The 19,877-nt window shown below is 39.0% G+C and carries 21 protein-coding genes; 17 read left to right on the top strand and 4 right to left on the bottom strand.

The annotated features are described in order from the left end of the window. Positions 1–101 precede the first annotated feature (101 nt). The 11 genes from T8I65_RS15675 (at position 102) to T8I65_RS15625 (ending at position 11,875) form a co-directional block, all read left to right on the top strand. Positions 102–1,106, top strand: a complete 1,005-nt coding sequence (locus T8I65_RS15675) for an AAA family ATPase (RefSeq protein WP_416173202.1) — start codon at positions 102–104, stop codon at positions 1,104–1,106. 70 nt (positions 1,107–1,176) lie between these two features. After that, entirely contained in the window at positions 1,177–2,043 is an 867-nt protein-coding gene (locus T8I65_RS15670) for a DUF58 domain-containing protein (RefSeq protein WP_322301469.1), read from the top strand. Between the two features lie 3 nt (positions 2,044–2,046). After that, a complete protein-coding gene (locus T8I65_RS15665; protein WP_322301468.1) occupies positions 2,047–3,681 on the top strand; it encodes a BatD family protein in 1,635 nt (544 codons plus the stop codon). Continuing rightward, on the top strand, positions 3,681–4,685 hold the full coding sequence (locus tag T8I65_RS15660; RefSeq protein WP_322301467.1) for a VWA domain-containing protein: 1,005 nt from the start codon (positions 3,681–3,683) through the stop codon (positions 4,683–4,685). Before T8I65_RS15665 ends, T8I65_RS15660 begins: the two co-directional genes overlap by 1 nt. Position 4,686: 1 nt before the next feature. Then, positions 4,687–5,748 (top strand): VWA domain-containing protein, encoded by a 1,062-nt coding sequence (locus T8I65_RS15655; RefSeq protein ID WP_322301466.1) that lies wholly within the window; start codon positions 4,687–4,689, stop codon positions 5,746–5,748. After that, complete coding sequence (locus T8I65_RS15650; RefSeq protein WP_322301465.1) at positions 5,738–6,613, top strand: tetratricopeptide repeat protein; 876 nt, start codon at positions 5,738–5,740, stop codon at positions 6,611–6,613. The genes T8I65_RS15655 and T8I65_RS15650 overlap by 11 nt, the downstream gene beginning before the upstream one ends. A 46-nt stretch (positions 6,614–6,659) precedes the next feature. Continuing rightward, entirely contained in the window at positions 6,660–8,417 is a 1,758-nt protein-coding gene (locus T8I65_RS15645) for a BatD family protein (protein WP_322302811.1), read from the top strand. 1 nt (position 8,418) lies between these two features. Continuing rightward, positions 8,419–9,168 (top strand): tetratricopeptide repeat protein, encoded by a 750-nt coding sequence (locus T8I65_RS15640; RefSeq protein ID WP_322301464.1) that lies wholly within the window; start codon positions 8,419–8,421, stop codon positions 9,166–9,168. A 77-nt stretch (positions 9,169–9,245) separates the two neighbouring features. Beyond that, the gene (locus tag T8I65_RS15635) at positions 9,246–9,536 is read left to right on the top strand and encodes a hypothetical protein (RefSeq protein WP_322301463.1); all 291 of its coding nucleotides are present in this window, start codon (positions 9,246–9,248) and stop codon (positions 9,534–9,536) included. 95 nt (positions 9,537–9,631) lie between these two features. Beyond that, the gene (locus tag T8I65_RS15630) at positions 9,632–11,206 is read left to right on the top strand and encodes a SulP family inorganic anion transporter (protein ID WP_322301462.1); all 1,575 of its coding nucleotides are present in this window, start codon (positions 9,632–9,634) and stop codon (positions 11,204–11,206) included. Between the two features lie 45 nt (positions 11,207–11,251). Further along, positions 11,252–11,875, top strand: a complete 624-nt coding sequence (locus tag T8I65_RS15625) for a carbonic anhydrase family protein (protein ID WP_322301461.1) — start codon at positions 11,252–11,254, stop codon at positions 11,873–11,875. Between the two features lie 59 nt (positions 11,876–11,934). Here the strand turns inward: T8I65_RS15625 and T8I65_RS15620 are convergent, their stop codons facing one another. Then, positions 11,935–12,459, bottom strand: coding sequence for a CvpA family protein (locus T8I65_RS15620; protein WP_322301460.1), 525 nt, complete (start codon positions 12,457–12,459; stop codon positions 11,935–11,937). Positions 12,460–12,505: 46 nt separating this feature from the next. Here T8I65_RS15620 and T8I65_RS15615 point away from each other — a divergent pair, with 46 nt between their 5' ends. From T8I65_RS15615 to T8I65_RS15595, 5 genes are all read left to right on the top strand, one after another. Beyond that, the gene (locus T8I65_RS15615) at positions 12,506–12,862 is read left to right on the top strand and encodes a hypothetical protein (RefSeq protein WP_322301459.1); all 357 of its coding nucleotides are present in this window, start codon (positions 12,506–12,508) and stop codon (positions 12,860–12,862) included. After that, on the top strand, positions 12,863–13,570 hold the full coding sequence (locus T8I65_RS15610) for a hypothetical protein (RefSeq protein ID WP_322301458.1): 708 nt from the start codon (positions 12,863–12,865) through the stop codon (positions 13,568–13,570). It begins immediately after the preceding gene. A gap of 66 nt (positions 13,571–13,636) precedes the next feature. Further along, positions 13,637–14,656 carry a phenylalanine--tRNA ligase subunit alpha gene (pheS, locus tag T8I65_RS15605; RefSeq protein WP_298528633.1) on the top strand — a complete coding sequence of 340 codons (1,020 nt, stop codon included), beginning with the start codon at positions 13,637–13,639 and terminating at the stop codon, positions 14,654–14,656. Next, positions 14,656–14,832, top strand: a complete 177-nt coding sequence (locus T8I65_RS15600; RefSeq protein WP_185739439.1) for a hypothetical protein — start codon at positions 14,656–14,658, stop codon at positions 14,830–14,832. The genes pheS and T8I65_RS15600 overlap by 1 nt, the downstream gene beginning before the upstream one ends. Beyond that, positions 14,829–15,224 carry a hypothetical protein gene (locus tag T8I65_RS15595; protein WP_322301457.1) on the top strand — a complete coding sequence of 132 codons (396 nt, stop codon included), beginning with the start codon at positions 14,829–14,831 and terminating at the stop codon, positions 15,222–15,224. Before T8I65_RS15600 ends, T8I65_RS15595 begins: the two co-directional genes overlap by 4 nt. A 75-nt stretch (positions 15,225–15,299) precedes the next feature. On the opposite strand, the gene T8I65_RS15590 is transcribed toward T8I65_RS15595, so the two are convergent. The 3 genes from T8I65_RS15590 to T8I65_RS15580 form a co-directional block, all read right to left on the bottom strand. Further along, positions 15,300–16,994, bottom strand: a complete 1,695-nt coding sequence (locus tag T8I65_RS15590) for a hypothetical protein (RefSeq protein ID WP_322301456.1) — start codon at positions 16,992–16,994, stop codon at positions 15,300–15,302. Between the two features lie 185 nt (positions 16,995–17,179). Then, positions 17,180–17,830 carry a hypothetical protein gene (locus T8I65_RS15585; protein WP_322301455.1) on the bottom strand — a complete coding sequence of 217 codons (651 nt, stop codon included), beginning with the start codon at positions 17,828–17,830 and terminating at the stop codon, positions 17,180–17,182. A gap of 129 nt (positions 17,831–17,959) precedes the next feature. Beyond that, on the bottom strand, positions 17,960–18,955 hold the full coding sequence (locus tag T8I65_RS15580) for an NAD(P)H-dependent glycerol-3-phosphate dehydrogenase (RefSeq protein ID WP_322301454.1): 996 nt from the start codon (positions 18,953–18,955) through the stop codon (positions 17,960–17,962). A 354-nt stretch (positions 18,956–19,309) separates the two neighbouring features. Here T8I65_RS15580 and lysM point away from each other — a divergent pair, with 354 nt between their 5' ends. After that, a complete protein-coding gene (gene lysM, locus T8I65_RS15575) occupies positions 19,310–19,810 on the top strand; it encodes a peptidoglycan-binding protein LysM (RefSeq protein ID WP_322301453.1) in 501 nt (166 codons plus the stop codon). The last annotated feature ends 67 nt before the right edge of the window (positions 19,811–19,877 follow it).

The following is a 19,877-nucleotide window of genomic DNA, read 5'->3' as shown; positions in this document are numbered from 1 at the left end:
TCTATTTTAACCTTTTTTTAACCAACGTAAGTCCAATAAAATAACAATTTGCGACGCTTACATGATGTACGTATATTCACGACATCAAAATCCGAAAAATCATGATGGAAAACGATTCATCTGTTGATATAGCCAGTATTAACGAAAAAATTGAAAGAGAGAGTGCTTTTGTAGACCTGCTAACCCGTGAGATGAACAAAGTCATCGTAGGGCAGAATCATATGGTCGAACGCTTGCTAATCGGCCTTTTAGGCCAGGGACATATCCTTTTAGAAGGGGTTCCGGGACTAGCAAAAACTCTTGCAATCAACACCTTGTCTCAGGCCGTTCATGGAAGCTTCAGCAGGGTGCAATTCACACCAGATCTTCTACCTGCAGATGTAGTGGGAACCCTGATCTATAATATGAAAGAGAATGACTTCAGTATAAAGAAAGGGCCCATTTTCGCGAATTTCGTGCTTGCAGATGAGATCAACCGTGCTCCGGCAAAGGTCCAATCGGCATTACTGGAAGCCATGCAGGAAAAGCAGGTAACCATTGGTGATGAAACTTTCATTCTGGATAAACCATTCCTGGTGATGGCGACTCAAAACCCGGTGGAACAGGAGGGAACTTATCCGCTGCCAGAGGCACAGGTAGATAGATTCATGCTAAAGACGGTGATCAAATACCCGAAAATGGCAGAGGAACAATTGATCATTCGCGCCAATCTTAAAGGTGCTTTTGAAAAAGTGAACCCTGTAGTAAGTCTTGAACAGATCCTTCGTGCACAAAGCGCAGTTCGTGAAGTTTATATGGATGAAAAGATCGAAAAATATATTCTTGATATCATTTTTGCGACAAGAACTCCAGAGAATTATAATCTTTCAGATATCAAACCATTGATAAGTTTTGGAGCTTCGCCAAGGGGAAGTATCAACCTTGCGATCGCTTCCAAATGTTATGCATTTATTCGTCGTCGTGGATATGTGGTACCAGAAGATGTTCGTGCCGTAGTACATGATGTACTAAGACATAGAATTGGAATCACTTATGAGGCCGAAGCTGAAAATATTACTTCGGAAGATCTTATCAACAAGATCGTGAATGAAATCGAAGTGCCATAGCGATCAAGATCGTGCACGGCCGAAGATTGGTATTAAAATTACCGGTTCATAAATATTGTTGAAGGAAGAGATGGATACAAAAGAGCTCCTAAAAAAAGTACGTAAAATAGAGATCAAAACCCGCAGACTGAGCGATCATGTCTTTGGCGGGGAATATCACTCTACTTTTAAAGGACGCGGGATGACCTTTAGCGAGGTAAGATCTTACCAGTTTGGGGATGATGTTCGAAATATTGACTGGAATGTTACCGCACGTTATAATGAACCATTTGTAAAAGTATTTGAAGAAGAACGTGAGCTCACCATGATGTTGATGGTAGATGTTTCAGGTTCTGAACTTTTTGGTACCCGCGAGCAATTTAAAAAAGACGTAGTTACTGAAATTGCTGCTACACTGGCATTTTCAGCAACAAAAAATAATGATAAGATAGGTTTGATGTTATTTACAGATAAGATCGAACTTTATATTCCGCCGAAAAAAGGGCGTTCTCATGTATTAAGAATCATTCGGGAACTACTCGAATTTCACCCGGAAAATTCAGCAACAGATATTACAGGAGCATTGAAATACCTGTCTAATGTCATGAAGAAAAAGGCGATCGTTTTCATTCTTTCAGATTTTATGGATGAGGACTATCAGCATACCCTTAAAATTGCATCGAACAGACATGATGTGACCGGGATCAGGATTTTTGACAAAATGGAAGAGAGTATTCCAAATCTTGGTCTTGTACAAATGCAGGATTCGGAAAGTGGTGATTACATCACAGTAGATACGGGATCTAAATCTGTTCGGAATTCGTATTCAAAATATTATCAGGAGCGAATGGATTATTTTCTACAAAGCTTCTCTGTAAGTGGCGCGGGGACTATCAATAATCGGACAGACGAAAATTACGTAAAGAAACTATTGGGCTATTTCAAAAGAAGAGCTTAACGAATGGACTTGAATAAAATCTCCACATATCGCCAACTAATTTTAAGAAACTTACCCGGGCTTCTGGCAATTTTGTTATTTCAGAATATCTCGGCTCAGGAGGTTACTTCCAGCATTGACTCAACGAGTATTAGGATAGGTGAGCAGATCACCTATAAAATTGAAGTAAATTCTAATCCTGAAGATTTAGTTGTTTTTCCTGAAGGTGAAACATTTTCACCGCTGGAAATGGTGGAAAGCCTGCAACCTGATACCATTCGGAAACAGGGAAATTATAAATTGCTCAAAGAATATTTTCTTACCCAGTTCGATAGTGGTAAATATGTGATCCCTTCTCAGGAAGTTCTTATACAGAATCGTACTTACAGAACAGATTCGTTTGCTGTGGAGGTTAAAGATGTCATCGTCGATACCACTAAGCAGAATCTTTATCCATTGAAACCATCTGTAACGGTTTCACCAGGATTCAGTATTCCAGATTGGTTTTGGTGGTTGCTGGCAATCCTGGCAGTCGCCGGTGCGGCAGTTTACCTGATCGTACGAAAAAGAAAATCTGATGATAAGGTGCGCGAACTTCCTCCATATGAGGAGGCAATGGTGCAGCTCAAGCAACTGGACAGTTCGGGACTGCTTGAAAACAGGAAGATTAGAGAATACTATTCACAGCTAAGTTTTGCTGTGAGAAAATATTTGGATCGAAAGATCTATGATCATGGGCTGGAAAGAACTACCGGCGAGTTGATTTTATACTTGCAGGCACAACGCGAATCTGGAAAACTAAATCTTAATGAAGAAACCATTCTCAATTTTGAGAAAATTCTTAATCGTGCCGATCTGGCGAAGTTTGCTCGATCCAAACCTGATATCATTACGGCTAAAGATGATCGTTCTAAAACTCAGTTGATCATTGATGATCTTCGTGCTGCGGTTCCACAACCCACACAGGAAGAATTGCTACAGGACGAAGAATATTTAGAAGCACAGCGCAAAAAACGTAAGAAACGTAAGATCATTCTTGGGGTTCTGGTTGGTGCCGCCATCATAATAATTGGAGTTACCACCTTGATTGCTACCAAGGGTATTACCTATGTCATGGATACCTATATTGGTCATCCTACGAAAGAATTGCTGGAGGGAGAATGGATTCGTAGTGAATATGGAAATCCTACGGTTGCTGTAACCACTCCAAAAGTACTGGTTCGAGGGGAGATCGAAATGCCAGAAGATGTACAGCGTATGATGGTTGGTTCTGAAACCTTTGTTTATGGAAGTCTGCTTAGTAATTTTTATTCCGCAGTAACTACAATTAAATTCCGCGGAGAAGTACAATTCGATCTTCAGAAAGCTGTAGACGGAATTTACACGAACCTGGAAGGACAGGGCGCGACGAATATTGTCATGAAGCAGGAGGAATTTACCACGCTGAATGGCGCGAAAGGATTAAAAGTCTTTGGAACCTTACAGGCCGAAAATCCTGTAACGGGAGAGGCAATCCCAAATGAATATGTGATCTTGAATTTTGCTGAAAAAGGCGGTTTTGAGCAGATCATTGTCATCTTTAATGAAAACGACACTTACGCTGAAGAGATCTCGCAAAGGATCATTAATTCAGTTGAAATAAATAACCTGAAAGAATAATGTTTGCAAATTTCAATTTTGAGAATCCGGAGTTTTTCTGGTTACTATTGCTGCTTCCGCTGGCAATAGGCTGGTATATCTGGAAACGAAATAAGCAAACTGCTGCCCTTAAGATTTCGTCAACTAAAGGATTCAAGGGAAAATCTGGCTTGCTTCCTAAATTGCGACCGGTACTTTTTATATTGAGATTACTTACAATGGCTTTGATCATTACCGCTATGGCGCGACCAAGAACAGTTGATGTTTCTACGCAGTCCAGTAGTACTCAGGGAATCGATATTGTTATGGCAATAGATGTTTCTGCCAGTATGCTAGCGAGGGATTTACAACCAACACGTCTTGAGGCTACTAAAAATGTGGCCGAAGAATTTATCAAGGATCGTCCTGCAGATAGAATTGGCCTGGTAGTCTATGCGGGAGAGAGTTTTACAAAAACTCCCATTACCAGCGATAAGTCTATCGTACTGGACGCGCTGGAAGGAATTGAATATAATAATGTTCTCGAAAATGGAACTGCAATTGGTTCCGGACTGGCTACGGCAGTAAACAGGATCAAGGATAGCGATGCTGAAAGTAAAGTCATCATTCTGCTTACCGATGGGGTGAACAACTCCGGTTTTATAGATCCAAACACAGCCAGTGAGCTGGCACTGGAGTTTGGGATTAGAGTTTATACAATTGGTGTAGGTAGTAACGGGATGGCTTTGTCTCCAACTGCTATACTTCCAAATGGAAGGTTTCAGTATGGAAATGTGCCTGTAGAGATCGATGAAGAATTGCTTACTCAAATTGCATCTACTACCGGAGGAAAATATTTTAGAGCGACCGATAATGAAAAACTGGAAGCTATCTACGAGGAAATTGACGCTCTGGAAAAAACAGAAATCGAAGAATTTCGTTACTATAATTACGATGAAAAATACAGGCCATTGGTGTTACTTGCCGGTGGATTGCTTTTGCTGGAAGTGCTATTAAGAATGACAGTATTTAGAAGCTTTGTTTAATATGATGTTAGAAGAAAAAATATGGTTTTGGTTGTTGCTGGTGATTCCACTAGTGATCTTGCTATATCTTCTACTGGTATTCTGGCAGAGAAGAACGCGAAGAAAATTTGCTGATAGCCACCTCTTAAAAAGTCTTGTTCCCGACCGATCTAGAAGTAAACCTCTTCTAAAACTTTTATTGATCTTGTTAGGTATTGCTGCACTTGTTGTAGCGCTTGTCAATCCTAAAATAGGTTCTAAAATGGAAACTGTGAAGCGGGAAGGGGTTGATATCGTTTTTGCCATAGATGTATCCAAAAGTATGGAGGCTGAAGATATTGCGCCAAGCAGGATCGAGAAGTCAAAACAACTTGTAAGTCAGATTTTGAATAATCTTGGAAGTGACCGGGTGGGGATTATCGCTTATGCCGGTGGTGCATTTCCGCAATTGCCAATTACGACCGACTATTCATCAGCCAAAATGTTTCTGCAGGCTTTAAATACAGATATGATCTCCTCACAGGGAACTGCCATTAGCGATGCGATAGAACTGGCGACCACTTATTACGACGATGATCAGCAGACCAATCGGGTTTTGTTCATCATTAGTGATGGAGAGGATCATGAAGGCAATGTAGAGGACATCGCGGAACAGGCTGCGGAAGATGGGATTCGTATCTTTACTATAGGAGTAGGTACCGAGAAAGGTGGGCCAATTCCAATTAAACGTAACGGGGTTATTCAGAATTATAAGAAAGATAATCAGAATGAAACGGTTATCACAAAGTTGAATCCTCAAACCCTTCAGGAGATTGCAGATGCTACTGAAGGTGCCTATATCGAAGGCAATGTTACCGGAGATGTAGTGGATGAAGTTTTAAGTCAGCTTCAGAATATTGAAAAAACAGAATTTGAAGCCAAGCAATTTGCCGACTATGAATCTCAATTTCAATGGTTTCTGGGAATAGCTTTGGCATTATTTTTTCTAGATATTTTTGTATTGGAGAAAAGTACCGCCTGGTTAAGAAAATTGAACCTTTTTAATGAAGGTGGCAGGAAAAAGGAGAAGAACGATGCAGCATAAAACCGGTTTCAAAATCACACTTAGTATTTTACTGTTTCACTTCGGAATAGTGACAGTTCTCGCGCAGAAAGATCAGGAGAAACTTCAGCAGCAATCCAACGAATATATTGTGGAAGCACAGGAAGCTCTTTCAGAAAATAAATTTGCGAATGCAGAAGCTTCTTACCGTAAAGCAATTGCGAAGGATCCATCTAATATGAAGGCGAAGTATAATATGGGAAACCTGTATCACGCCAAAGAAAAATCGCTGAATGCAGAACAGCGCTTAAAAGAAGCTGCAGAAATCGCTGAAAGCAAAGATGAAAAACACCAGATCTTTCACAATCTTGGAAATTCATATATGCAGCAAAAAAATTATCAGGAAGCTGTAAATGCTTATAAAAATGCGCTTCGGAATAATCCAACCGATGATGAAACTCGTTATAATTTAGCCTTAGCGAAGAAAAAACTGGAAGAAGAAAAGCAGAATCCAGATCAAAACGACGATCAGAATCAGGATAAGCAGGATAATAAAGAAAACGAAGACCAGAACCAGGATCAGAAAGATCAGAATAACGATGGTGAAGGTGGAGAAGACGAAAAGCAGGATCAAAAGCCTAAGGACGAGGGAGAGAACGAAAACGATAAGAAAGAAGGCGATCAAAACGAGGATAAGGAAAAGCAGGAAGGCGACGAGAAAAAAGAGGATAAAGGCCAGGGTGATGAAAAGCAGCAGCAGAAGCCAAAACCGGCACAGGGTCAGCTATCTCCTCAACAAATCCAAAGTTTGCTGGAAGCTATGAATAATGAAGAAAAGAAAGTCCAGGATAAAATTAATGCCCAGAAAGCTAAGGGCGTGAAAGTTAAAGCTGAAAAGGACTGGTAAGAATTTTTGAAATTTCTGACTAAAAATTGCGTTGATATAGATAATGATGAAAACAAAATTATTGATTTTAAGTTTTTTGATGTTCACCGGAGGTTTGCTCCAGGCGCAGGTGCGCTTCGAAGCCAAGGTTAGCAGGGAGAAGCTGGGAATTAATGAACGGCTTCGGGTTGATTTTGAAATGAACGAAGATGGAGACAACTTTAATGCTCCTTCTTTTTCAGATTTTACCGTAGTTGGAGGCCCAAATCAAAAAATAAGCACGAGTATCCTTAATGGGAAAATGGCTTATTCTAAGACCTACAGTTTTTATCTCCAGCCGAAAAAGCGTGGAACACTCACCGTTGGACAGGCTGAGATCGTTATCGATGATAAGGTTTATAAAACATCGCCAATAGATGTTGAGGTAACTGCTGCCGTAGACAAACCTACAGATGGGAATAACACTGAATTGATCGCCGAGGATAATTTGCACCTCGTAGCAGAAGTATCTAAAGGAAATCCATATTTAAACGAAGCGATCACAGTGGTTTACAAACTATATGTGAGTCCGCGAATTAGTGTAAGCAATTGGAGGGAACTTGACAATCCAAAATACAATGATTTCTGGAGTCAGAGTGTGGATATCAAACAGCTTCGTGTCGAAAATGGTGAATACCGCGGTGAGCCTTATCGTTATGTAATACTAAGGAAAACGATTCTTTATCCACAAAAAACCGGTGAATTAAATATTGAGCCACTTACATTATCTGTGGCGGTAGATGTTCCTAGTGAACGCCGCGATATTTTTGGAAGCAGGATCTACAAAACCGTCAATAAAACCGTGGCGGCAGATAATAAGAAGATCAAGGTAAAAGCTTTGCCTACGAATGCGCCAGAGAATTTTACCGGAGCTGTCGGGAAATTTGATTTTAGCGTTAGTAGTAGTAAAAATGAATTGAATGCAGGTGAAAGTCTGCAGGCGAAAGTTGAAGTAAAAGGGAACGGAAATTTGAAATTATTCGATCTTCCAGAACTAACCGCTCCTTCATCTCTGGAAATGTATGATCCTGAACGTCGTGAAAATGTGAATACGAATTTGAACGGAATGCAGGGAAGTATTTCAAATTCCTATACAATCATACCAACCAGAAAAGGGAAATATCCAATTCCGGCATTATCTTTTTCTTATTTCGATCCAAAGAGTGAAACTTATATCACCCATACTTCAGATGAAATGCTGATAAGTGTTGATAGCGGACCTTTAGCAGGATCGAACAATATGAGTAATTCCGGAGTTAATAAGCAACCGGTTGCTTTCAATGACAGTCAGTTTAGATTTATTAAGCTGAATACTAATTTGAAACCTCTCAACGATTCAGGTTTCTTTGGTTCCGCTGGTTTCTGGACTGCCTTGATACTTCCGCTGGCAGCGATTCCATTATTTATTCTCTTCGGAAGAAAAAGAGATAAAAGAGCCGCAGATGTTACCGGAAATAGAATTAGAAAAGCAGATAAACTCGCTAGAAAATATCTTTCAGAAGCAAAAAGGAATTTAGGAGATCAGAAGGAATTCTATCTTGCCCTGGAAAGATCGATGCATAATTATCTGAAAGCTAAACTGGGAATTACCACCAGTGAAATGAGTAAGGATAGAATTAATCAAATACTTAGCGAGAAGCAGGTTGATGAGCAAACTACGACAGAGTTTATAGCGCTTTTATCTAGTTGTGAATTTGCACGGTATACACCGGCATCATCAGATGCTATGCAACAGGACTATGAAAAAGCAGTTCGAGTAATTTCAACCCTGGATAAACAACTATAACATGAGAAAAGTAATCGTTCTTATCTTTCTATTTGTTTTCGTACTTGGGTTTTCTCAGAACCAGGAACTTTTTGACAAAGCAAATGCAGCTTATCAAAATGGGGAATTTGAAGCTTCTATCTCTAGTTACGAGAAGATCATAGAAAACGGTGAAGCTTCAGCAGAGGTTTATTACAATCTTGGAAATGCTCACTATAAATTGAATAATGTCGCGCCGAGTATCTATTATTTTGAAAAGGCACTTCAGCAACAACCAAAAGATGAAGATATTCAGAATAACATCGAGTTTGCTCGTAACATGGCGATAGACGATATCGATGAGGTGGAGCAAACGGGTCTTTCAGCTTCTTTTGGGAACATGATCTCAAAATATACTGCTTCCGGATGGGCCATTTTTGCCATCGTATTTTCAGTGATCTTTGTTATTTTATTCCTGCTCTATTATTTCTCCCGAAGCTCTCTTCAGAAGAGATTATTCCTGGGTTTTGCATCTCTAAGTGTAATTGCCTGTATCATTTCTGTAATATTTGCCTTCCAGCAGGAAGCCTATGTCGAGGATAACCAGTACGCGATCATATACCAGGAAGTTGTAGAGGTACGGGATGAGCCTAATTTGCGCGGTGAACCTAGCTACGAACTTCACGAAGGTACAAAAGCAAAGATTCTCGAAGATTTTCAGGAATGGTCTAGAATCGAACTTTCCAACGGCGCTCAGGGTTGGGTTAAAAGTCAGAACATCAGGAAGTTGTAAATATTTTTGATAAAGTCTTTGCAATTCATTATTATAGTTTTCCTTATAGTTCTGAAATTTGACTTAGTTTTACAATTGTGAAAAACATCACTTTCATTCTGGCTTTTATATTTACAGCGTTTCTGTGCACTCCCAGCATTATTGCTTTGATCGACAGAAATGTTGATATTTCTATTGCATATAATGTGAATGAAGAGGAAAGTTCTTCCAAGAACCAGATCAGTCTCGAGTACACTATTGAGGAAATGGATTCTAATTACAACAGCATCCATTATCTTCAAATTAGGAAGCAGGATGGACATAACTACAGAGAAAGCAGGTATAAGGTCTTTCTTTCCATTACCTCTCCTCCTCCGAAACTGGCATAGTACTTCCAGACCTATACAATCACGGTAAATTCGTGAACCCATTTATTATTCAGTTTTAAGATTACAGGAGTTTCTCCTGACATAATACGTTATATATGTTTAAGCATTTAAATAAAGATTTTCCGGCAAGTATTGTCGTATTTTTTGTTGCCATTCCCTTGTGTCTTGGTATTGCCCTAGCCAGTGGTGCTCCGTTATTCTCTGGTTTAATTGCCGGTATCATTGGTGGTATCGTGGTTGGAGCCATTAGTGGTTCGAGTCTTGGAGTTAGTGGACCGGCAGCGGGACTTGCAGCTATTGTCCTTGCGGCGATCACAAATATTGGTTATGAGAACTTATTGCTAGCCGTAGTGATTGGTGGTGCAATCCAGATTGGATTCGGACTTCTAAAAGCAGGTATTATTGGATATTATTTCCCAAACTCGGTGATTAAAGGAATGCTTACAGGTATTGGGATTATCATTATCCTGAAGCAGATCCCTCACTTCTTTGGTTACGACGATGATCCTCAAGGTGACTGGGCATTTTTCCAGGTAGATGGAGAGAATACGTTCTCAGAAATCTTCAACATGGCGAATGGTATTAGCCCGGGAGCAACTTTGATAGCTATTATTGCAATGATCATTCTTGTGCTTTGGGAAACTGTTTTAAGTGATAAGGGTAAATTCTTTAAACTTGTACAGGGGCCTTTGGTTGCAGTAGGAGCGGGAATTGTTTTCTTTCTGCTTACTAAAGGAGATGAGACTTTTGGAATTTCCCAGGAGCATTTGGTAAATGTTCCGGTGCCCGATAGTTTTGATTCATTCGTTGGTCAGTTTACTTTGCCTTCTTTCGAAATGATTGGTTCTTTGCAGATCTGGATCACTGGATTCACCATTGCATTAGTAGCCAGTCTGGAAACTTTATTGTGTGTGGAAGCAACAGATAAACTGGATCCGCACAAGAGAACCACTCCTACCAATCGTGAACTTTTCGCTCAGGGGACAGGAAATATGCTTTCAGGTATGATTGGTGGATTGCCAATTACACAGGTGATCGTAAGAAGTTCTGCCAACATACAGTCTGGAGGACAAACTAAAATGGCGGCGATTCTACATGGTTTCTTACTATTGATCTCGGTTGTAGTAATTCCTAATATTCTAAATTATATTCCACTTTCAGTATTGGCAGCTATTCTATTTCTTGTAGGATACAAACTGGCGAAACCAGCTTTATTTAAAGAAATGTATTTGAAAGGATGGAAGCAATTCATACCATTTATTGTGACCATCGTTGGAATCGTATTCGGTGATCTTCTAATTGGAATTGGCCTTGGACTTGCCGTTGGAATTGTGGTAATTCTTATCAAATCTTACCAGAACTCTTACTTCCTTCACATTGAAAATGAAACTGATGAAAACAAGACTGTGAAAATGACTCTTGCTGAAGAAGTGACTTTTATCAATAAGGGTGCGATCATTAAAGAACTGAATAAATTAAAAGAGAATTCTTATCTTATCATGGATGTGCGAAAGAGCAGGTATCTTGATAACGATATTATAGAAATTCTTGACGATTTCAGAGTAAAGGCTGCGGAAAAGAATATTGACATTAAGATTATTTCAGAAAGAGGAACTATTGAGAATCCAGATAGTTACCAGGAATTTTTCGCACAGAAGAAGATCAGCTAATTTAGTAGATCAGCATTAACCTAAACCTAATAATAAAAATGAATTATGATTAAAGATATAATCAATAAAGACAAGCAAACAAATTTGAGTCCTGATGCCGTGCTGAAGGATCTAATGGAAGGAAACGAGCGTTTTTCCAATGCTAAGATGCATCAGAGAGATTATGCATCCCAGGTGGAACAGACCAAAGGAGGGCAATGGCCACAGGCAGTTGTACTTGGCTGTATCGATTCAAGGGTACCGTTAGAAACTATTTTCGACCAGGGAGTTGGAGATATCTTCTCTGCCAGGGTAGCAGGAAACTTTGAAAATACTGATATTCTTGGAAGTCTGGAATACTCCTGTAAAGTTGCAGGCAGTAAATTGGTGATGGTTCTGGGACATGAAGCTTGCGGCGCAGTTAAAGCCGCCTGTGATGATGTGGACCTAGGTAACATTACACATTTATTAAGCAATATTAAACCTGCCGTAAAAGCAACTGAAACTAGTGGCGAAAGGAATTCCAGCAATTCTGATTTTGTTGCTGGTGTGGTTGAAAATAACGTAAAACTTACCATGAACAGGATCAGAGAGAAAAGTCCGATTCTTAAAGAAATGGAAGATAATGGTGAGATTAAAATCGTTGGAGGCGTGTATTCTATCTCAAATGGGAAAGTAAGTTTGCTATAAGATATTAGTCACCGAAATATTAAGGATCCGGGATCACTTCAATGAGGTTCCGGATTTTTTTATTTAGCTTCCGCTTCAGTATCCCAAAGGTCTTTTTCTTTCACCTGTTTGATAATCGATGGTAAAATGATAGGGGCGATCACAGCTACCGGTTCATAAAGTACAGATTCCTCAAGTGTTTCAGTTTCTACGAATTCAAGTGTTTTATTGCTGGTCATAAAGAACATGATGATTACACTGGCAACAAAAGCAGATTTCAGTAATCCAAATACAGCTCCTAATAGTTTATTTACGATTCCAAGCGCTGCAAAGTCTGCTGCTTTAGTAAGCATTTTACCAACTAAGGATACCACGAAAATGATAATCAAAAAGGTAATGGCCAGGCTCGCAAGGTTGATAATTTCTATATCCCAATCCACGTGTTGTGAAAGAAATTCGCCGGCGTAGTAGGAGAAATGAATGGCACCGTATATACCGGCTACAAGTCCTACCAAGGAAGCAAGCTCAGTTAAAAATCCTCTGAAAAAACCACGTACCAATCCGTAGAGCAGGAAAATCCCCAGGACAATATCCACTGTATTCATGCGTCAAATATAATAATTATAAAATCTTAGATGATATCTTTGCAGTATGGCAAGAGATGAACAATTAAAGGAGCGCTGGCAGGAATTACAAACCAAATTATCCAATCAATTTGCAGATGGAGAAATTTTGGAGCTGGATGCTATTATATACTTAATCGGCGTACAGGAACTGGGTCAGGTTCACCGAAAGTTTAAGAAGGATCATAAACTCGATTTAATGCATATCGCAATTTGTACATTGCTGGAACCTTACGGTTATTATGAGTTCGATTATTTTGATGAAGACAGCTGGCCACATTTTAAAGTAAAGGAGGAGTTGCCAAGTCTAAAAGCCGGCGAGCAGTCAGTTTTGATGAAGGAAGCGATCGTCAATTATTTTATCGAAAAAAAGTATATTTCATAAATGAATCTTTTGCTAAGTTTTGACTCGTTTCCAAATGATAGTGGTCCTATCTACCAGGAAACAATCCCCGGAAGATTACCGGTGGAACCGTTCAATACTTTTAGCAATATCTTCTTTTTACTCATCATTATCTACTTTTCGCTAAAGGTCTATAGCGACTATCGCAATCATAGATTTTTAGCCTGGAGCCTTCCTATTCTTTTTATGGGGTTTGTTGGAGGTACCGTTTATCACGCAACCCGAAGTCATGATTTCTGGATGTACCTGGACTGGCTTCCTATTATATTTCTATGCCTGGCAGTTTCAGTATATTATACGATAAAACTTGAAATCACCAACCGGAATAGAATCTGGCTTATTGTACTAATTTTAATTCTGGTGTTTGGGGTGCGTATGCTCCCATGGGATGATAGTGTTCAAACCTCTGTAGGCTACGTGGGAACAGCGCTGGGACTTTTACTACCTGTAATTACCTATTTTCTTACCACACGATCAGCAAACTGGGTTTATATTTTACTGGCATTTCTCAGCTTTGGATTTGCCATCAGCTTCAGGGTACTGGATGGATTTATGTATGTAATTCCTATGGGAACACACTGGCTATGGCACAGCTTCGGGGCACTTTCCGTATTCTTTCTTATGAGTTTTATTTACCGGGACAGGTTGCTCGTAAAGTCTCTTTCTTCGGAAGTGGCAACTTCAGAATAAGCATTTAAAGGGCACGATTTTCGGTATTAATTTTACTAAATTTGCGCTTCTGAAAAGACTACACCAATGATTGATAAGATTAAAGGGCATATTGCTGAAGTTGAAAGCTTTAATGCTGCTACGAATGAAGAAATAGAAACTTTCCGAATCAAATACCTTGGTAAAAAAGGGATTCTGAACGACTATTTTGCTGAGTTCAAGAATGTTCCAAATGAGCAGAAGAAGGAATTCGGACAGGTGATCAATCAGCTTAAGAATGCTGCAACCCAGCGTGTAAATTCTTTAAAGGAAAGTCTAGAGAACAGTCAGGAAGAAAAAGGTGTATATGGTGACCTGAGCAGACCGGGAGAACCGGTTGAAATAGGTTCGAGACACCCAATTTCTATTGTTAAGAACCAGATCACCGAGATCTTTAGCAATATTGGTTTCAATGTTTCTGAAGGACCGGAGATGGAAGATGACTGGCATAACTTTACGGCACTGAACCTTCCAGAGTACCACCCGGCAAGAGACATGCAGGATACATTTTTTATTCAGACAGATCCTGATATTTTGTTGAGAACACATACTTCTTCAGTTCAGGTTCGTTACATGGAAGAGAATAAACCGCCAATTAGAACGATCTCTCCGGGTAGAGTTTTCAGAAATGAAGCAATTTCGGCAAGATCACATTGTATATTTCACCAGGTAGAAGGATTGTATATCGATAAGGACGTGTCTTTTGCTGATATGAAACAAACGATCCTGTACTTTACAGAGCAACTCTTCGGAAAATCAAAAATACGCCTTAGACCTTCTTATTTCCCCTTTACTGAGCCAAGTGCTGAAGTTGATGTTTATTGGGGTCTTGAAACTGAAACCGATTATAGAATCACCAAAGGAACGGGTTGGCTTGAAATTATGGGCTGCGGAATGGTAGACCCGAACGTTCTAAGAAATTGCAATATAGACCCACAGGAATATTCAGGATTTGCTTTTGGGATGGGAATTGAAAGAATTGCCATGCTGCTTTATCAGATAGAAGATATCAGGATGTTTTACGAGAATGACCTAAGATTTCTAGAGCAATTTAAATCTGCACTGTAATGAAAAAATACGCTATCCTCATCATTGGTGCAATTATCCTGGGAATCATCATTTATGTGACCTTTGTGATCGCGGTTATCAAACTGACTTTAGGATTGATCCTGCTTGCAGTTGCAGCGGCACTCTTATACTGGTTGTGGATAAAGATCAAACACAAAGCTGAAGATACATTTTGAGGAAAGATATTGAAATACCAGAAGTAGAAGAGGTATACCTCGCGGCGGTCTATGTATTGAACGAACAATTCGAGTCCTACGAATGGAATGCTTATTTAATCAATGCATCTTCGGAAGCTTTGGAAATGGCGCTTATTGTATCAAGAGGTTTTGACAAGAAGAAGGAAACTTCTACTATGCGACATAAGATTGAAGTACTGCCGGCAAAGAATTTCGCCAAGATCGAATTTCTTCAGGAAGATGTTCTAAAGCTGAACAATGAGTTTAAGGTGACATTCTTCAAGAATAATAAGATGTACGAGAAGACTTTTGTTTTTAAGGCGAATAGCATTCGGGAAAATGCACGGGTGCAGATCCCGGTAATACCGGAAAAAGGAATTCTTGCAATATGATTACTTGATTATAGCACATAAAAAAAAGCCTCCATTTGGAGGCTTTTTTAGTTCTGTATATTAATATGATTCTTATTAAAATCTGTCATTAAGATCTTCAAATTCCCCTTCAAGAGCACCACCATCATGAACTTTTACAGTTCCTCCAACATATATTTTTGAACCTTCTCCAACGAATTCCAGTTTCCCGTTACTCTGGATATTCAGGTCTCCGTGAATTTCAACCAGTCCGTTTACTCTAAGTGTACTTCCAGATGTGATCGTAAGATTTTCAGCAGATCTGTTATTACCAAGATACATAGCTCCTGAAACATTCATTTCTCCGCCACTGGAAAGATTTGCGCTTTTCTCAATCATTAGGGTTCCGCAGAAATTAAGCGTTCCATTTACATTAAGATTCTTCACATTCATTACCCCGGAGTAAGACTCAGTAGTAGAAGGTGTAATCGTAAGATTCTTATTACCATCGAACGCCGCAAAATCTGAGCAATTTAGAAATTCTTCCGGACTATTATTTGGGGCGTCTTCCACAGAAATAATTCGAAGAATTTTCAAACCTTTTCCAGAAGCAACGTAGATATATTCTCCTTTAGCCTGTACAAAGTTTGCACTACCTTCAATTTCCGCGATACCTTCAGCAAGTGGAGTAAGATCCTCGTCAAGCTTTAAGATATCAAGTCCTGCACCTCCATTAGCCATATATACATAATTCCCATCAGTAGAAACTGCGTTAGTCACAGCATCTTGAGTAGAGATAGTTGCAGCATCGGGATGCATTTTAAGTGGCAGACTGCTTACTTTAGAATTATTTTCAAAACTATAGATCCCGGCACCTTCTGTACCTTCAGAAACAAGAATATTATCACCATACCAGGCAATTGTTCTTTTTGATTCTGCAGTTAATGCAGCAGTGCTAATTTGAGATGTAAGATTTAAACCATCGGTCAAATCAAAATTCATAAGTCCGTCTACACCACTTAAAACGGCAAGGGTATTATTTTGAATTGCAGCATATCTAAGATCTCCAATTTCTTCTGTAGAGATTTGATCAAAAGCAGCAATCATTCCAGGATATTCAAATCTTGTGATCGCACCTCTATCTCCGCTAATTGCAATAGCTTCGCCGTCTATAGGCAATATATGAACACCGGCATTTCCAGTATTTCCAAAATCCAGATTATAGTTAACTTCTACTCGAATGTCATCTACTTCCTGAACGAGAGTAGTAGGCAAATTACCGTTTTCAAGATTGAAATAAGCCATCATGGTGCGCTTGCCCGTTCCGCGGTTTTCTTTTGCTGAAGCCCCGGTGAGTACAAGCACATCATCGCTATCTACAAACAAAGAATTAATATCTGCAACTGTAGTGGTCATTCTATTTACTAAAACAGGATTGTATTTATCCTGAATGTCAATTACATCGACAGCTCCAAGATATGTGGCGCCTTCTTTGTTGTAAGAAACATAAGCGAAATCACCTTTTACATCTACATGTGTAGCTCTTAGTTTTACACCATCAACTTCAGGAGCTTCAAGCGAAGCGATCTGCTCAATACCAAATACTGTAGAAGCATCTGAATTTCTATTGTTGCTAATTGATGCAAAACCAATAACACCAGTTTCGTTAAAATCGATCGCAGAGGAAAGTTCTGAAGCATCTGCAATAGTGAAATCAGATTCCTGAGAAGGTTCGTCTGAAATACTGTTCTTTTCGCAGGATGCGAATAATAGCATCGCACTTAGGCTGAATCCGAATAATCTTTTATTCATGGTAAATAGGTTAGTTAAAGTATTTGGGCAGGTAAAAATAGCAATTAATCTCTATGTTCAAAATGAAACTGGGTGAATGACAGGCTTTTTCGATTAAGTGTAAGAAACTACCGATAAGAAAATACTGAAAACGAAAAAAGCCGGGAATATGCCGGCTTTTTAAGTATAACGAAATAATGAATTTTCTAGTGTTCGTGACCGTCGTGGTCATGATCTTCCTCGCCTTCATAGGTGTTGTACATACCGTAAACAAAAGAATAATCGGCAGTTCTAATATCTCCCATTACCCATAACCAGTTGTTTTCAAGGTCATCATTTAGGAACTGTAGGGTAGCTCCAGTGTTTAGGATCAAATCTCCAGTTACGATCAGGACTCCGTTGATATTGAAGTGACCACCGTAATTGATGATTAGGTCTTTAGGTTCTTCCTCAGAGCCTATAATTGCCAGACCTACCGTAGTCATCTCACCGTTACGTCTAATAACCGTATTTTTTTCTGTCTCGATCTCACCACAAATATTCAGTTCACCAGCAACACGCAGGTTTTCCAGATGAGTATGCTCACTAAAGTCCATAGCTTCACCTTTACCAACATTCAGGTCCTTAGGACCATCATAGACAGGAAAAATATCGCAATCTTCGAATCCGTTCTTTAAGAATACCGGTTCGTGGATTCCCTGTAGAAATACAGGTTCATGGATCTTCGTCGCAGAATTTTTAGATTCTTTTACTACTGATGAAGTTTCTGCCGTAATATCTTCAGAAACAGTATCAGTCTCACACCCGGTTAGGAATAGGCCAAGTCCTAAGCCGAGAAAAAGTAATTTTTTGTTCATGATAATTTTTGGTTTAAAATGATTTGGTAGGGTAAAAGTACTATATATGATGTTAACAGTACAAATAAATCGCTGAAAAGTTTGTCTAACAGCGATTTATAAGATATTTAGTAAGAAAAAACTTATATTTCAATCTAATTTGTCGACGAGCTTATTAAAAACTTTTTTGGGATTTTTTCCTTCATATAGTATAGCATACACTGCATTGATAATCGGTGTTTTAGCTCCCTTTTCCTGGTTGATCTTATAAGCACTTTCGGTAGCGTAATAACCTTCGGCAACCATGCTCATCTCCATTTGAGCGCTTTTAACTGTATATCCTTTTCCTATCATATTCCCGAACATTCGGTTACGACTAAATACAGAGTAACCGGTAACCAAAAGGTCTCCCAGATAGGCGCTATCGTTGATGTTACGCTTCATTTTGTGTACTTTCTTGATGAACTTCTTCATTTCCCTGATAGCATTACTCATAAGTACACTTTGGAAATTATCACCATAGCCCAAACCATGAGCAATTCCTGCTGCGATCGCATATATGTTCTTCAAAACGGCTGCATATTCAGTACCAATAACATCATCTGTAGTTTTGCAGGTGATATAATCGCTACCAAGATAGCCTGCAACCAGCTGAGCCTTTTGTTCATCCTGGCAGGCAACTGTTAAATAGGAAAGTCTCTCTAATGCAACTTCTTCAGCATGACATGGTCCGGTTAATACTCCAATGCATTCCATGGGAACATCGAAGTACTGGTTAAAATGTTCTCCAACAATAAGGCTTGTTTCCGGAACGATTCCTTTAATTGCTGAGAAAACAACTTTATCATGTAGTGGAACTTTAAGTGCATCCAGTTCCCTCTTTAGAAATGCTGAAGGAATCGCAAAAATGATGAATTCTGAAGTCTCTACAACCTCATTAATATCGTTGCTTAGTGTAAGCTGATCATTATCAAATTCAACTGAACTTAAATAATTGGGATTATGATCCTGTTTTTTAATGTGTTCCACAGCATATACACTGCGCATATACCAGTTCACATTATCAAGATTTTCACATAGCATTTTTACGATAGCTGTTGCCCAGCTACCTCCACCAATGACACCAAAACTCGGAGCTTTATCCATATAAATACATTCTCTTCTTCAAAAATAGTCAATTTTAGAGGTATTGAAAGAATTGTTCGGCATTTCAGTATAATTATTGAGAATCCTGTAATCCTACTGCACAAAAGATTAACAATTAAAATTCGGCAGCTGTACAATTTGATAAATCTGTTGTCGTTCTAATACTATGCTTTACATATAGTTTTGTAAAGTGTACATTCTTAGTTTTTTTGGTTGGTTATTTAGTTGAAAAAAACCGTTTCGCAAGGATCGGTTTTTTTTATGCTTTTAATTTTGAGAAAACTTTAGGATGCACAAGAGGAGCGAATCTGGAAGGCTTTTGTACATTTAAATAACTAACTATAAATCAAAATAATGGGATTATTTTCGTTCATTAAGAATGCAGGAAAAAAGATCTTTGGCGTAGATAAGCCGAAGGACAATGAAGTAAGTACAACAGATAATCAGTTGAAAGAGAAGAAGGAAAATGAAAGAGTATCCAGAAATCTGGAAGAGACTATTCGGGACCTGAACCTAAAAGCTGATAATCTTCATATTAATATCGAACATGATATGGCTACCATCACAGGAACCGCTTTAGATCAGGCAACCCGTGAAAAGATCGTACTGGTTGTAGGTAATTCTGAAGGAATTGCGCAGGTAGACGATAGAATGGATGTTGAAAATAAAGAGCCTGAAGCTGTATTCCATACTGTAGAAAGAGGCGATACTTTGAGTAAGATATCTAAAAAGCATTATGCGGATCCAAACCAGTATCCATTGATCTTCGAAGCAAATAAACCTATGCTGGATGATCCAGATAAAATTTATCCCGGGCAGGTTCTAAGAATACCTCCAATGGATAGTAAAAGATAGATTCCAAAGACTGTTTAAGAGTCCTGAGAATATTAAATTGAGAGCAGTCGACGTTCTTATGCTTGTA

The sequence above is a fragment of the Christiangramia sp. OXR-203 genome (assembly GCF_034372165.1).
Taxonomy (GTDB): domain Bacteria; phylum Bacteroidota; class Bacteroidia; order Flavobacteriales; family Flavobacteriaceae; genus Christiangramia.
Note: the sequence above shows the minus strand (reverse complement) of the source record. Positions and strands in the feature narration are given on the sequence as shown.

What these genes read in the sequence shown, in the direction of transcription:
- T8I65_RS15675 (WP_416173202.1), top strand. Translation starts at nt 102, where the DNA reads ATGATGGAAAACGATTCATCTGTTGATATAGCCAGTATTAACGAAAAA.
- T8I65_RS15670 (WP_322301469.1), top strand. Translation starts at nt 1,177, where the DNA reads ATGGATACAAAAGAGCTCCTAAAAAAAGTACGTAAAATAGAGATCAAA.
- T8I65_RS15665 (WP_322301468.1), top strand. Translation starts at nt 2,047, where the DNA reads ATGGACTTGAATAAAATCTCCACATATCGCCAACTAATTTTAAGAAAC.
- T8I65_RS15660 (WP_322301467.1), top strand. Translation starts at nt 3,681, where the DNA reads ATGTTTGCAAATTTCAATTTTGAGAATCCGGAGTTTTTCTGGTTACTA.
- T8I65_RS15655 (WP_322301466.1), top strand. Translation starts at nt 4,687, where the DNA reads ATGATGTTAGAAGAAAAAATATGGTTTTGGTTGTTGCTGGTGATTCCA.
- T8I65_RS15650 (WP_322301465.1), top strand. Translation starts at nt 5,738, where the DNA reads ATGCAGCATAAAACCGGTTTCAAAATCACACTTAGTATTTTACTGTTT.
- T8I65_RS15645 (WP_322302811.1), top strand. Translation starts at nt 6,660, where the DNA reads ATGAAAACAAAATTATTGATTTTAAGTTTTTTGATGTTCACCGGAGGT.
- T8I65_RS15640 (WP_322301464.1), top strand. Translation starts at nt 8,419, where the DNA reads ATGAGAAAAGTAATCGTTCTTATCTTTCTATTTGTTTTCGTACTTGGG.
- T8I65_RS15630 (WP_322301462.1), top strand. Translation starts at nt 9,632, where the DNA reads ATGTTTAAGCATTTAAATAAAGATTTTCCGGCAAGTATTGTCGTATTT.
- T8I65_RS15625 (WP_322301461.1), top strand. Translation starts at nt 11,252, where the DNA reads ATGATTAAAGATATAATCAATAAAGACAAGCAAACAAATTTGAGTCCT.
- T8I65_RS15620 (WP_322301460.1), bottom strand. Translation starts at nt 12,459, where the DNA reads ATGAATACAGTGGATATTGTCCTGGGGATTTTCCTGCTCTACGGATTG.
- T8I65_RS15615 (WP_322301459.1), top strand. Translation starts at nt 12,506, where the DNA reads ATGGCAAGAGATGAACAATTAAAGGAGCGCTGGCAGGAATTACAAACC.
- T8I65_RS15610 (WP_322301458.1), top strand. Translation starts at nt 12,863, where the DNA reads ATGAATCTTTTGCTAAGTTTTGACTCGTTTCCAAATGATAGTGGTCCT.
- pheS (WP_298528633.1), top strand. Translation starts at nt 13,637, where the DNA reads ATGATTGATAAGATTAAAGGGCATATTGCTGAAGTTGAAAGCTTTAAT.
- T8I65_RS15600 (WP_185739439.1), top strand. Translation starts at nt 14,656, where the DNA reads ATGAAAAAATACGCTATCCTCATCATTGGTGCAATTATCCTGGGAATC.
- T8I65_RS15590 (WP_322301456.1), bottom strand. Translation starts at nt 16,994, where the DNA reads ATGAATAAAAGATTATTCGGATTCAGCCTAAGTGCGATGCTATTATTC.
- T8I65_RS15585 (WP_322301455.1), bottom strand. Translation starts at nt 17,830, where the DNA reads ATGAACAAAAAATTACTTTTTCTCGGCTTAGGACTTGGCCTATTCCTA.
- T8I65_RS15580 (WP_322301454.1), bottom strand. Translation starts at nt 18,955, where the DNA reads ATGGATAAAGCTCCGAGTTTTGGTGTCATTGGTGGAGGTAGCTGGGCA.
- lysM (WP_322301453.1), top strand. Translation starts at nt 19,310, where the DNA reads ATGGGATTATTTTCGTTCATTAAGAATGCAGGAAAAAAGATCTTTGGC.